Annotated in this window: 13 protein-coding genes; 5 read left to right on the top strand and 8 right to left on the bottom strand. The window is 68.1% G+C overall.

What is annotated here, in order from left to right; genetic code table 11:
- The first annotated feature begins 39 nt into the window (after positions 1-39).
- A complete protein-coding gene (locus tag ISN75_RS01575; protein WP_343819116.1) occupies positions 40-765 on the top strand; it encodes a hypothetical protein in 726 nt (241 codons plus the stop codon).
- A 4-nt stretch (positions 766-769) separates the two neighbouring features.
- On the opposite strand, the gene ISN75_RS01570 is transcribed toward ISN75_RS01575, so the two are convergent.
- Together ISN75_RS01570 and ISN75_RS01565 are read right to left on the bottom strand one after the other, a co-directional pair.
- The gene (locus ISN75_RS01570; RefSeq protein ID WP_167255329.1) at positions 770-1132 is read right to left on the bottom strand and encodes a glyoxalase superfamily protein; all 363 of its coding nucleotides are present in this window, start codon (positions 1130-1132) and stop codon (positions 770-772) included.
- 40 nt (positions 1133-1172) lie between these two features.
- On the bottom strand, positions 1173-1943 hold the full coding sequence (locus ISN75_RS01565) for a hypothetical protein (protein WP_167255327.1): 771 nt from the start codon (positions 1941-1943) through the stop codon (positions 1173-1175).
- Positions 1944-2304: 361 nt separating this feature from the next.
- Between ISN75_RS01565 and ISN75_RS01560 the strand changes: the two genes are divergently transcribed.
- Positions 2305-4071 carry a chloride channel protein gene (locus ISN75_RS01560; protein WP_167255419.1) on the top strand — a complete coding sequence of 589 codons (1767 nt, stop codon included), beginning with the start codon at positions 2305-2307 and terminating at the stop codon, positions 4069-4071.
- A gap of 3 nt (positions 4072-4074) precedes the next feature.
- Here ISN75_RS01560 and ISN75_RS01555 read toward each other — a convergent pair whose 3' ends face one another.
- From ISN75_RS01555 to ISN75_RS01545, 3 genes are all read right to left on the bottom strand, one after another.
- Positions 4075-4971 (bottom strand): hypothetical protein, encoded by an 897-nt coding sequence (locus tag ISN75_RS01555; protein ID WP_343819118.1) that lies wholly within the window; start codon positions 4969-4971, stop codon positions 4075-4077.
- 261 nt (positions 4972-5232) lie between these two features.
- A complete protein-coding gene (locus tag ISN75_RS01550) occupies positions 5233-6057 on the bottom strand; it encodes a hypothetical protein (protein ID WP_343819120.1) in 825 nt (274 codons plus the stop codon).
- A complete protein-coding gene (locus ISN75_RS01545; RefSeq protein WP_343819122.1) occupies positions 6057-6965 on the bottom strand; it encodes a LysR family transcriptional regulator in 909 nt (302 codons plus the stop codon). Before ISN75_RS01545 ends, ISN75_RS01550 begins: the two co-directional genes overlap by 1 nt.
- Positions 6966-7102: 137 nt before the next feature.
- Here ISN75_RS01545 and ISN75_RS01540 point away from each other — a divergent pair, with 137 nt between their 5' ends.
- Together ISN75_RS01540 and ISN75_RS01535 are read left to right on the top strand one after the other, a co-directional pair.
- A complete protein-coding gene (locus ISN75_RS01540; protein ID WP_343819124.1) occupies positions 7103-7840 on the top strand; it encodes an SDR family oxidoreductase in 738 nt (245 codons plus the stop codon).
- Positions 7841-7872: 32 nt separating this feature from the next.
- Positions 7873-8775, top strand: coding sequence for an SDR family oxidoreductase (locus tag ISN75_RS01535; protein ID WP_343819126.1), 903 nt, complete (start codon positions 7873-7875; stop codon positions 8773-8775).
- Between the two features lie 156 nt (positions 8776-8931).
- Here ISN75_RS01535 and dkgB read toward each other — a convergent pair whose 3' ends face one another.
- Positions 8932-9735, bottom strand: coding sequence for a 2,5-didehydrogluconate reductase DkgB (gene dkgB, locus ISN75_RS01530; RefSeq protein WP_343819128.1), 804 nt, complete (start codon positions 9733-9735; stop codon positions 8932-8934).
- 28 nt (positions 9736-9763) lie between these two features.
- A complete protein-coding gene (locus tag ISN75_RS01525) occupies positions 9764-10975 on the bottom strand; it encodes an MFS transporter (RefSeq protein WP_343819130.1) in 1212 nt (403 codons plus the stop codon).
- A 101-nt stretch (positions 10976-11076) separates the two neighbouring features.
- Here ISN75_RS01525 and ISN75_RS01520 point away from each other — a divergent pair, with 101 nt between their 5' ends.
- The gene (locus tag ISN75_RS01520; protein ID WP_167255311.1) at positions 11077-11967 is read left to right on the top strand and encodes a LysR family transcriptional regulator; all 891 of its coding nucleotides are present in this window, start codon (positions 11077-11079) and stop codon (positions 11965-11967) included.
- A gap of 83 nt (positions 11968-12050) precedes the next feature.
- Here the strand turns inward: ISN75_RS01520 and ISN75_RS01515 are convergent, their stop codons facing one another.
- Positions 12051-13073 (bottom strand): DUF2333 family protein, encoded by a 1023-nt coding sequence (locus ISN75_RS01515; RefSeq protein WP_167255309.1) that lies wholly within the window; start codon positions 13071-13073, stop codon positions 12051-12053.
- Positions 13074-13122: the final 49 nt, after the last annotated feature.

The raw sequence follows: 13122 nt of genomic DNA, 5'->3' as shown, positions 1-13122 counted from the left end.
AGCATCGTGGCCCCGCCTTTTTGTTTCAGGAGTCCCGCGATGTCCGGCAGCCAGCGTTTCCTGACCGTCTATTCCGGCGTGCTTACCGCCGTGTTCGCCGTCACCGTGCTGAGCGGCTTCATCGACGCACCGAAAAAGCTTTCGCTCGAGCAGCTCGACGTGCAACGCATCAATATCCGCGAACCGGACGGCACGCTGCGGCTGGTCGTGTCCAATACCGACAAGGCGCCGGGCATCTACATCAGGAACAAGGAATACCCGCATCCCAGCCGCAAGACCGCGGGCATGATCTTCCTCAATGACGAAGGCACCGAGAACGGCGGCCTGATCTTCGGCGGCGAAAAGAGCGCCGATGGCACCAGGCAGAGCTACGGCCATCTATCGTTCGATGCCTACGAGCAGGACCAGACCATGACCCTGGACGCCAGCCAGGACGGCGACGCGCACAGCAACCGCATCACCCTGATCGACCAGCCGCCCTTCCCCATCCTGGAGCTGATCCAGCTGCTGGACCAGATCAAGAACCTGCCGCCGGAAGAGCAGACCAAACGCATCGAGGCGTTCTACGCCTCGCACGGCGGCAAGCCGAAAACACGCCTGTCGATGGGCCGCGGCCAGGACGGCACCGTCGGACTGGGCATGATGGACGCACAGGGCCGCCCGCGCCTGCTGCTGATGGTGGCGGCGGATGGCACGCCCAAGGTGCAGACGCTGGACGAGCACGGCAAGGTCACCGGCGAGTTGCCCGTCGCCGCAGCGCACTGAGGCGCTACGGCTGCGCGTAGAAGATCAGGCGGTTGCCGAACGGATCGTGCGCCGCCAGCTCGCGCAGGCCCCATGGCATGGTTTCCACGCCGGGGCGGCCATAGCGGTACTGCTTCGCGCTCAGCTCGGCATGCAGGGCGTCGATATCGTCGATCGCGATGCGTACCACGGCGCCGGGGCTGGCGTCGCCGTGGTGCTCCGACAGATGCAGTGCGCAATCGCCGCGCGATACCTGCATGTACAGCGGCGTGCCCGGCTCGAAGCGGTGTTCCCAGTCCACCGCGAAGCCGAGGAAGTCGAGATAGAACTCGCGCGCCTTGGCGATATCGAACATGCGCAGGACGGGAATCACGGGGCCGAGCTTCATGGACGGCGTCTCGCGGGAGGGCGGAGGCGCCATCGTACGCTCAGCGCTGCGCCGTGTAGCGCCGCATCGACTCCTCGAAGCTCAGCCGCGGCGCCACGATGCTGCCATCGGGCTGCAGCTTGCCGCCCAGCGGGTCGATCGGCTCGATCAGGTAGGCGTCCTGGCCGGGATCGAGGCCATCGACGATCACATCGAACGTCGTCGCGCGTGATGATGCCGGCGTAAACCAGTGGATGTTGTCCTTCTCGGTGGTCATCGCGGCGGCGTCGCCGATGCCGCCGACGTGATCGCCGGTGGGACGGATGCGCAGCGCGCCTTCTTCCTCGCCGATGCGGTCGAAGGTGCGGATGCGCACCTTGCCTTCCACCACCATATGCGCCGAAGCCATGTGCCGGTGCGCGTGCGGCGTGATCACGCTGGACGGACCGAACTCGAACAGCGCCGCGGCGTAGGCGAGATGGCGCGGCTCGCCCTGCGCGTCGAGGAAGCGCAGGCTGCGTTTCACCGGGTCGCGCATGAAAGGCACGTTGCGGGTGGCATGGGCGCGCATCGCTTCGGCCATCAGTTCGGCCACGTCCACTTCGCGCGCCAGGCGGTTGACCTCGTCATGCCAGGCCATGTGCGCGACCGTGCCGGCGCGCAGGGCGTGGGCCAGCTCGTCCTGGCGATCGATCCAGTAGCGGGCCGAGAGGCCGCGACGCGGAATCGCTTCCGTCGCGTGTGCTTCGCGCAGCAGGGCATAGAGTGCAAATGACGCGAATGAAGCCGTGCGCAGAAAGTTGCGGCGGCCTTGCTGCATTTCATCTGGCATGGCGACCCTCAATCCTCAAGAGCGAATCCTTCTCCTTTCGGGAGAAGGTGGCGGCAGCCGGATGAGGGTTCGGCCGGAGTACAACGCCCCACTCCGCCCCGACCCTCACACCGACGCTCTCCCGTCGGGAGAGGGGCTAATCCCTGCCGCCTGCGCAGCCTGCCCCACACTCAAGGCACCACCGCGACCACCGGATGGCGCTGTTCATTTTCCAGCCAGCTACGCGCCGCCGTTTTGCGTAACCTTGCGCGGCTGCACGCCTTCCTCAGGGTTCCTTCCCATGTATACGCCTCAAGAACCGCACTCGCGTGCGGCGCTTCCGCTCGCCCCTTCGCTGGACCCGTCGCTCGCCGATGCCCATATGCCGCGCCGGTTCCGGCCGCTCAGCACCCGCGTGGTGTGGATCGGTGCGCTGGCCATGCTGCTGGGCGCGCTCGTCGCCCTGGTGGCGCGCGCGCTCACCGGGCTGATCGGGCTGGTCACCAATCTCGCCTTCTACGGCCGCTGGAGCTTCGAGTTCTCCAGCCCCGCGGATAACCATCTCGGCCTGTGGGTCATCGCCATTCCGGTGATCGGCGGCCTGATCGTGGGCGTGATGGCGCGCTTCGGTTCTCGCGCCATCCGCGGCCACGGCATTCCCGAGGCGATGGAACAGGTGCTGCTCAACGAGAGCCGCATTCCGCCGCGCATCACCTGGCTCAAGCCCGTGTCCTCCGCCATCGCCATCGGCACCGGCGGCCCGTTCGGCGCGGAAGGCCCGATCATCGCCACCGGCGGCGCGCTGGGTTCCCTGGTCGGCCAGCTGCTGCATGTCACCGCGGAAGAGCGCAAGACCCTGCTTGCCGCGGGCGCGGCCGCCGGCATGGCGGCGGTGTTCAATGCGCCGGTATCGGCGGTGCTGCTGGCGCTGGAGCTGCTGTTGTTCGAACGCCGCGCGCGCTCGCTGATTCCGGTGGCGCTCGGCGCCGCGGTGGGCACCGGCGTGCGCTTCGCGCTGGAAGGCAGCGAGGCGATGTTCGCCATGCCCGCGCTGGCCGCGCCCGATATGCGGGCGCTGCTGGCCTATCTGGTGCTGGGGCTGATCATCGGCGCACTCAGTGTCGGCATCACGCGCGTGGTCTATGCGATCGAGGACGGCTTCGAGAAGCTGCCGATCCACTGGATGTGGTGGCCGGCACTCGGCGCCGTGGTCACCGGCATCGTCGGCTATGTCCTGCCCACCACGCTGGGCGTGGGCTACACCAATATCAGCGCGGTGCTCGGCGGCCAGCTCGGCCTGGGCGCGATGCTGGCGCTATGCCTGCTCAAGTTCGTGTCGTGGTCGATCTCGCTGGGCAGCGGTACCTCCGGCGGCACGCTGGCGCCGCTGTTCACCATCGGCGGTGCGCTCGGCGGCGTGTTCGGCACGCTGGCCGTCACCTATCTGCCCTGGCTGCACGTGGATCCGCGCATGGCCGCGCTGGTGTGCATGGCGGCGATCTTCGCCGGCGCTTCGCGCGCCTTCCTCACTTCGGTGGTGTTCGCGTTCGAGACCACGCAGGAACCGCACGGCCTGCTGCCGCTGCTGATCGGCTGCGCCGCCGCGTATCTGATCTCCGGCCTGCTGATGCGCAACACCATCATGACCGAGAAGATCGCGCGCCGCGGCGTGCGCGTGCCGGCCGACTACGCGGCCGATTACCTCGACCGCATCCTGGTGCGCGACGCCTGCTCGCGCGAGGTGGTGATGCTGCCGGCGGAGCAGACGCTGGAGGCGACGCGCGCATGGCTGGAGATCGGCGGTGTCCAGGCGCAGCACCAGGGCTTCCCGGTCGTGGATGCCAACGGCGCGCTGCGCGGCGTGGTCACGCGCCGCGACCTGCTCGACCGGCAGATCGCCGGCGACCGCACGGTGGGCGAGCTGGTGAAGCGCCCCGCGCTGGTGGTGCGCGAGGACCACAGCCTGCGCGAAGCCGCCGACCACATGGTCGAGGCGAATGTGGGCCGCCTGATCGTGCTGGGCGCGGATGGCGGCCACCGCATGGTCGGCATCATCACCCGCGGCGACCTGCTGGCGGCGCATGCACGGCGCCTGCGCGAAACCCACGTCACCAGCCAGACGCTGGGCCGCCGCCCCGCTACGCCCTGAGGCTTACTTCCGGCGCGCCGCGCCGGAAGTCTTCGCCTGGCCGCACATCGGCGGCCAGGCTTCTGCCCCCTGCGGCTGCCACACGAAGAACTCGCCCGACTCCGGCTCGCCCGTGTCGCGCGCGAACAGCAGCGACTTGCCGCTGGGCGAGAACGCCGCGCCGATCTCGCTGCCGTTGACGTTCACCTCGGGGCCGAGCTTTTCCTTCTTCGTCCACCGATGGCCATCCCAGTGCGACTGGTACAAGCCGCCGTCGGCCATCACGATCAGGCGCTTGCCGTCCGGCGACGGCAGCGGCTCGTATTCGTCGCCCGCGGTGTTGATGGCGGGGCCGGCGTTCTCCACCGTCCACTGACCGGGACGGGTTTCCTTCGCGCGCCAGATATCGTTCTTGCCCAGGCCGCCCGCGCGGTTCGAACCGAAATAGAGCCAGCCATCCGGCGCCATGCGCGGGAACCACTCGGCCTCGCCGGAGTTCACCGGTTCCGGCAAACGCACCGGCTTCTGCCAGCTGCCGTCAGCGTTGCGGTCGGCGCGCCAGATATCCAGGTCCTTGCTGTTCTGGCGTCCCGTGGCGCGGGTCGAGATGAAGTAAATGCTGCGCCCATCCGGCGTGAACCAAGGATCGGCTTCCGCACCCGGCGCCGCGAACGGCGTATCCACCGGCGTCGACCATTGCCTGCCATCGCAATGCGAGGTGAGGATGCGCCAGCCTTTGAATTCCTTGGAACTGCGCACAAAGTAGAGATCGCCGGTGCGCGGGTCGAAGGCGGGGTGGGATTCGAACAGGTCGCTGGAGACGCCGGGTGGTGTCCATGGGTGCACCGTCGATGGTGCTTCTTTTGCCGCGGCGCAGACCGGTATCAGCATGGCGAGCAAGGCGGACAGCGGACGCTTCATGGCAAGTACCGTGAGTTCCCCGGAGTGCGAGGATGGTATGCGCTGACGCTGCCGCCTGCCTTGGTACTTCTGGCACATAGGCAACGGCCGGGCGGTGCCGCGGCACTTCCTACACCGTCATTCCGGCGCAGGCCGGAATCCAGTAGCGGCGGCGTTCGGTTATCGCGCCGCCGCTGGGTCAGAACCTTCCGCGATTTCGCGACAACCGAGCTGTGACGCCACTGGATTCCGGCCTGCGCCGGAATGACGGCGTGGTGGTGCTCAGGCCGACTGGAACAGTGCGATGCTTTCGGTGCTGACCTTGCCGTCCGCGCGCAGCCACGATTCGGCTGCAATCACCTTGGTGCATGGACCAAAGCTCGCGACGCGCACGGGGCGGTGCGCCGCTTCACGCCTGATCGCACCCAGCACGCTACGCATCACCTCGCCAGTAAACGGCGTGTACAAATAGAACAGCGTCGCTTTCGAGAAATCGGCTTCGCGCGCATCGCCGCACTCGAACGCAATACGTCCAACACCGAGGCTCTGCGCGCAACGCTGCGCCGCGTCCACGTACGCTTGCTCGCGCTCGACGCCGATAGCACGTGCCGCGGTGGTCATGGCGACCAGCATGGGCACGATGCCCAGGCCGGCACCCAGATCCATCACCACGTCGTGCTTGCTCAGCTCCGCGCGGCGAATCAATTCGAAGATATGGCGTGCGGGCGTCGGTTGGTAAAACACCATTTCCGGCGGTAGCGGCGCGACGTCGTCCGGCTCGTCGAGTGCCAGCACGCCGCTGACCAGATCGTCGCGATCGTCGTAGCCATCGCCCTCGGGCGCGGCTTCCAGCGCATCGATCCACGGCGCCAGCGCGTTCTTTCCGTCGCGGATGTCCTGGCGAAGCGCGGCATAGAGGCCGCGGTTGATCTCTTCGAAGTTTGCGCGCAACGCCTCGGCGCGCATGAGCAGTTCCGCGTCGCCGCTGCTTTCCGCATGCAACTCCAGGCGATCCAGCACGTCGAGCCGTTCGCGCAAACGGATCGGCTCGCGCAAGGAAACTTCGCCCTCGGCGTATGCGATCCACTCCCGCAGCCCCGCCGGCATCAGCCCATCTCCCCGAACTTCTCGCGATACAGCGTCGCCGCCCAATCGACGAACACGCGCACGCGCGGCGACAGCTGGCGGTGGTACGGATACATCGCCGACACCGGCAAGCCCGGCGAATGCCAACCGCCGAGCACTTCGACCAGGCTGCCGTCGTCAAGGTGTTCCTGCACGCGATAGCGCGGCAGCTGGATCAGGCCGCAGCCCTGCTGCGCGGCGACGAGATAGCTCGATGCGTCGTTCACGGCCAACCACCCGCCGAGCGCGTACTCGCGCAACTGCCCATCCACCACCAGCTCGAACGGATAGGTGTGCTCACGCCCGCTGGCGAAGAAACCCACGGCCTGATGGCGCAGCAGGTCTTCCGGATTTGCCGGCACGCCATGCCGCGCCAGATAGTCCGGGCTCGCGCAGATCGCTTCCGGCATCACCGCCAGCCGCCGCGCGACCAGGCTGGAATCCTTCGGCGTGCCGGCGCGGATCACGCAGTCGATGCCTTCGCGCACCAGGTCGACCAGGCGGTCGCCGCTGCTGATCTTCAGCTCCACGTGCGGATAGCGCTGGCGGAATTCGTTGATCCGCGGCAGCACGATATGCGTGGCGTGCGCGCCGTGCAGGTCCAGCCGCAGGGTGCCGCGCGGGTTGGCGGCGGTATGGCCCAGCGCGGCTTCGGCGTCTTCCAGTTCCGCCAGCAGGTGCACGCAGCGCTCGTAATAGGCCTGCCCGTCCAGGGTGGGGCGCACCTGGCGGGTGGTGCGTTCCAGCAGGCGGGTGCCGAGGCGGGCTTCCATGTCCTTGATGGCGTAGGTGGCCGTGGCGCGCGGCAGGCCGCGCTCGTCGGCGGCGCGGGAAAAGCTGCCGAGCTCGACGATGCGGGTGAACAGGCGCATGGCGTCCAGGCGGTCCATGGGGCCGATTATTCAATAGAGATGAATAGATATGCCAGTTCCAGGCGATTTATCCGCTCCAGGTAAAACAAAAGAATGCTCCCACACCAACCCAAGGCCCGGTCCCGGGCCACCCATCACCCTCGGAGAGCATCCCCATGAGTCAGCAGCAGAAGACAGCCCTGGTCACCGGCGCCTCGGGCGGCATCGGCCGCGCGATCGCCTTGCGCCTCGCCGCGGACGGCTTTGCCGTCGCCGTGCATTTCGCCGGCAACCCGGCCACCGCCGGCAAGGTGGTGAAGGAGATCGAACAGGCCGGCGGCCACGCCGCCGCCATGCAGGGCGACGTCGCCGAACCGGAAGACATGCGCCGCGTGTTCGACGCCGCCGCCCAGCTCACCGGCGCGGTCGACGTGGTGGTGCACAGCGCCGGCATCATGAGCAACCTGCCGATCGCCGGCGGCGACCTGGCGCAGTTCGACCGCCTGATCCGCACCAACCTGCGCGGCGCCTTCGTGGTGCTGGGCGAGGCGGCGCAGCGGGTGCCGCCGGGCGGCCGGATCATTGCGCTGTCCACCAGCGTGATCGGCAAGGCCTTCCCCACCTACGGCCCCTACATCGCCTCCAAGGCGGGCGTGGAAGGGCTGGTACATGTGCTGGCCAACGAGCTGCGCGGCCGCAACGTCGCGGTGAATGCCATCGCCCCCGGCCCCGTCGGCACCGAGCTGTTCTACCAGGGCAAGAGCGAACAGCAGATCGCCCAGATCGCCAGCCTCGCGCCGATGGAGCGCCTGGGCACGCCGGACGACATCGCCCGCGCCGTGGCCTTCCTGGCCGGCCCCGATGGCGCCTGGGTCAACGCGCAGGTGCTGCGCGTGAACGGCGGCATGGTCTGAAACCCCCACAGCCCGATTCGAGGACAAACCCCATGCAGCAGATCATCCTGATCACCGGCGCCTCCAGCGGTTTCGGCGCCCTCGCCGCCCGCGCCATGGCCCGCGCCGGCCATACCGTCTACGCCAGCATGCGCGATACGCAAGGGCGCAATGCCGCGCAGGTGGAAGCCGTAAAGACTTATGCGAAAGAGCATGGCGTGGACTTGCGCACGGTCGAGCTGGACGTGCAGTCGCAGGACTCCGCCGACGCCGCCATCGCGCACATCGTGACCGCGCACGGCCGCCTCGACGTGGTGGTGCACAACGCCGGCCATATGGTGTTCGGCCCCGCCGAAGCCTTTACGCCGGAACAGTTCGCCCAGCTCTACGACGTGAACGTGCTGGGCACGCAGCGGGTCAACCGCGCCGCGCTGCCGCAGCTGCGCAGGCAGGGCCGGGGCTTGCTGCTGTGGGTGTCCAGCAGCAGCACGCGCGGCGGCACGCCGCCGTATCTCGCGCCCTACTTCGCCGCCAAGGCGGCGATGGATTCGGTAGCGGTGAGCTATGCGGGCGAACTGGCGCGCTGGGGCATCGAGACCTCGATCATGGTGCCGGGCGCGTTCACCAAGGGCACCAACCACTTCGCGCATTCCGGCACGCCGGCGGACAAGGCGCGCGCGGCGCAATACACGGAAGGTCCGTACCGGGGTTTCGAAGAGGAAATTCTGCATGGCCTGGCCGCGTGCGAACCGGCGGATGCGGATGTGGCTACGGTGGCGGATGCGATGGTCGACATCGTCAACCTGCCGTTCGGCAAGCGTCCGTTCCGCGTGCATGTGGATCCGGCGGATGACGGCGCGGCCGTGGTGGCGGCGGTGGCGGATCGGATTCGCGCGGATTTTCTGCGGAGGATTGGGCAGGAAGCGCTGCTGTCGCCGCGGGTGGTGGTGCAGTAACTGGACTCAGTTCCTCAAGCTTGAACCCTTCTCCCTTCGGGAGAAGGTGGCGGCAGCCGGATGAGGGTTCGGCCGGAGCGATGCACATCATTCTTGCGCTCCGCCCGTACCCTCACCCCAACCCCTCTCCCGATGGGAGAGGGGCTCAAGCTCGTTTCAGTCCCAGGCCGGCGCCAGGCTCGCCGGATTGGCAAGACGCTCCCCACGATCCAGCGTGGCAATGCGCGCCATATCCTCATCGTCCAGCTTCAGCTTTTCCGCTTCGAGATTACTGGCGAGGTTCGCCCGCTTGGTCGACGACGGAATCACCGAATATCCCAGCCGCAGCGCCCAGGCCAAGGCCACCTGCGCCGGCGTGGCGCCATGGCGCCTGGCGATATCCACGATCACCGGATCCTGCAGCACCTTGCCGTAGGCCAGCGTCATGTACGACGTGAGATGGACACCCTGCGCCTTGGCGAATTCCGCCAGCTTGCGGTTCTGCAGATAAGGATGGATTTCCACCTGATTGGTGGCGATGTTCGCGGCGCCAGCCAGATCGATGCTCTGGCGCAGCAGGTCGACGGTGAAGTTGGACACGCCGAACTGCTTCGTCAGCCCCGCCGCCTGCGCTTCGCGCAGCGCATCCAGCGATTCGTTCAACGGCACCGCACCCTTGGGCGAAGGCCAGTGGATCAGGGTGAGCTCGACGTGATCCGTGCGCAAGCGCTGCAGGCTTTCGCGCAGGCTGGGGATCAGGCGCCCGGGCGCGAGGTTATCGGTCCAGATCTTGGTGGTGATGAACAGCTCGCTGCGCGGCAGCTGGCTGTCGGCCAGCGCCTGGCCGATATCGGCCTCGTTGTCGTAGATCTGCGCGGTGTCGATGGCGCGGTAGCCGACATCGAGCGCGTCGCGCACCGAGTCGATGACGGTCTGGCCCTTGAGGCGGAACGTGCCGAGGCCGAAGGCGGGGATGCTCATGGGGAGACTCCGTAACAGGGAAAGGAAATCAATGGCCGCCCGCGTAGGCCGAAGCGCGGCTTGCGATGGCGGCGAACTGCGGGTCGCGGCGGTCCAGGCGTCCGCTCCAGGCGGTGAGCGCCAGCGCGCCCAATACCACCAGCGCGCCGATCCACGCGGTGTGGATGAGGCCGACGTGGGCGACGATCAAGCCGCCGCCCCAGGCGCCGCCGGCGATGCCGAGATTGAACGCGGCGATGTTCAGGCCCGAGGCCACGTCCACCGCCTGCGGCGCATAACGCTCCGCCTGCTGCACCACGTACACCTGCAGGCCCGGCACATTGCCGAACGCCACCGCGCCCCAGGCCAGCACCGTGAGCAGCGCCAGCCACGGCACGTGCGCGGTGAAAGTGAGCACGCCGAGCACGGCGGCCAGGCCGAGGAAGATCACTTTCAGCGCGCCGATCGGGCCGCGCCGGTCGGCCAGCCTGCCGCCCCACAGATTGCCCACCGCCACCGACACACCGTAGACCAGCAGCACCAGGCTCACCGCGCCTTCGCTGAAACCGGTGACGTTCTGCAGGATCGGCGAGAGAAAGGTGAAGGCGACGAAGGAGCCGCCATAGCCCACCGCGGTCATCGCATACACCAGCAGCAGCCGCGGCTGGCGCAGCACGGCGGCCTGTTGCAGCAGCGAGGCCGGCGCCTGGTGCGGGATATCGCGCGGCACGAAGGCCAGGCTGCCGAGGAAGGCGATCACGCCCAGCGCCGACACCGCCAGGAAGGTGGACTGCCAGCCCAGGTGCTGGCCGATGAAGGTGCCCAGCGGCACGCCGGTCACCAGCGCCACGGTCAGGCCGGTGAACATGATGGCGATGGCGCTGGCGGCCTTTTCCTTCGGCACCAGGCTGGTGGCGATGGTCGAGCCGATCGAGAAGAACACGCCATGGGCAAGGCCGGTGAGCACGCGCGCGATCACCAGCGCTTCATAGCCCGGCGCTTTCCAGGCCAGCAGGTTGCCGATGGTGAACAGCACCATCAGCGACAGCAGCAGCGCCTTGCGCGGCACGCGGCCGGTGAGCGCGGTAAGCAGCGGCGCGCCGAGCGCGACGCCCAGCGCGTACAGGCTGACCAGCAGCCCGGCGGACGGCAGGCCGACGCCGAGGTCGCCCGCGATGGTGGGGATGAGGCCGACGATGACGAACTCCGTCGTGCCGATGGCGAAGGCGCTGATGGTCAGCGCCAGCAGGGCAAGCGGCATGGTTGCGCTCCGGATCTTTGAAAGAATGCGCCTAGTTTCGGCACGCGACTCTTTCAGAAAAACCTGCTAAACAGCGAAAGAGTCTTGCCCAGGAAGCAATAATGAAGACCAGCTTGGACGAGTTGCAGACCTTTGCGACCGTGGTGGACACCGGCTCCATCACCGCCGCGGCCGAGCAGCTGGGCCAGACTGTCTCCGGCATCAGCCGCTCGCTGAGCCGGCTGGAGGGCAAGCTGGACACCACCCTGCTCCGCCGCACCACGCGGCGGCTGGAGCTGACCGAGGAAGGCCGGTTTTTTCTGGACCGCGCGCGGCAGATCGTGGCCGCGGTGGAAGACGCCGAAGACGAGATGACCGCGCGCCGGCAGAAACCGGCCGGGCGCCTGCGCGTGAACGCGGCCTCGCCCTTCATGCTGCACGTGATCGTGCCGCTGGTCGGCGGTTTCCGCGCGCGCTTTCCGGAGATCGAGCTGGAACTCAATACCAGCGACCAGATCATCGACCTGCTGGAACAGCGCACCGACGTGGCGATCCGCATCGGCGCGCTGCGCGATTCCACCCTGCATGCGCGGCCGCTGGGCCTGAGCCGCCTGCGCATCCTGGCCAGCCCGGCTTATTTGAAGCAGCGCGGCCAGCCGCGCCATGTGCGCGATCTGTCGCGCCACAGCCTGCTGGGCTTCACCTTCACCGAAACCTTGAACGACTGGCCGCTGCGCCACGCCCAGGGCGACAGCCTGCGCATCGCGCCCACCCTGCTCGCCTCCAGCGGCGAAACGCTGCGCCAGCTCGCGCTGGCCGGCGACGGCATCGCCTGCCTGGCCGACTACCTCACCGCGCAAGACCAGGCCGAGGGACGGCTGGTGCAGGTGCTGGCGCGCGACACGCTGGACGTGCGCCAGCCGATCAACGCGGTGTACTACCGCAATACGCAATTGGCATCGCGTATCCGCTGTTTCCTGGATTACGTCGCCGAGGCAATGACACCGGCGTAGGTTGGGGTGAGCCAAAGGCGAACCCCAACGGCGCGGACACCTGCAGGTTTGTTGGGGTTCGCTGCGCTCACCCCAACCTATGCCTATGCCGGATTCGGGGCTTTACGCAGCTCTTCGCACAGATCGAACACCGCATCGTCGATGCGTTCGACCGCGTCGGCCAGCGCCAGCGCGTGCTCGGGCAGGCGCACCATCGGCGCACCGTCCAGCGCCAGCGGATTGGCGGGGCCGGACTGCAGCGCTTCCAGCTCGTGGATGGCTTCGCGCAGGTCTTGCTTCGCCTGCTCGCTCTTCAGGGTGGGGCCGAAGTCGTGCTGGAACGCCTTCATCTGCGTCAGCAGGGTGGTGGTGTAACCGCGCGCTTCGTACAAGGTCTCGTCGGCATGGCGCCACGGCAGGCCGCCGCGGCGCATGGCCAGGGCGGAGGCGACGATGGGCCAGCGCGGCGGCGTGAATTCGCCGGGATGCGGCGGGATCATGCCGGCGGCCAGGCGCTCCTGCAGCGTGTCGAGGCGGTCGCTGACCACTTCCAGGTAGTCGGCCAGCGCGGCGGCGCTGAGATAGAAATGCGCGTTGTCCGGGTCGTCGTCGGTCAGGCGGTCGAGATAATCGAGCAGATGGTCGGCCACCTTGCGGTACTGGCTTTCGGCGCTGCGCAGCGGCAGATGGCCGGGACGGCTGGCGAGCAGCGCGTCGGCGGCGGCCAGGTCCTTGTCTTCCATCAGCGGCGCCTGCGGCCGCGCGAAGTCTTCGCGCAGGGCGTGCAGCAGATCGCGCGAGGCCATCAGCGAACCGCGCTCCCAGCCGGGCGTGTCCTGCATGTCCGCGCCCTGTGGATGATGGTGGCCGCGCAGCGGATGCGCATGCCGGCCGGCCAGGCCCTGCACCGCGCGTATCACGCTGATGGTGGTGGCGGCGCCCGGCGTCATCGGCCGCTTCATCGCCACCTGTTCGGTGCGCGGCGGCGTCGATGGGTTGACCAGGTTCGGCTCGCGGTCCCACCACCACAGCGCGATGCAGGCGATCAGCAGGGGCAGGGCCAGCGCGACCAAGGCCACGCGCAAGACGGCGTGGTTCGGCCTGGCGGTCGGGTCCGTCGCTTGCATCGGTGGATTTCCTCGGGCTCCGGTCGGGGCATGAACGCGCTAAAGGTAG

This window comes from Dyella marensis, assembly GCF_049532885.1.
GTDB classification, from domain to species: Bacteria; Pseudomonadota; Gammaproteobacteria; order Xanthomonadales; family Rhodanobacteraceae; genus Dyella_D; species Dyella_D marensis.
This window is presented reverse-complemented; position numbering and strand designations above follow the sequence as displayed.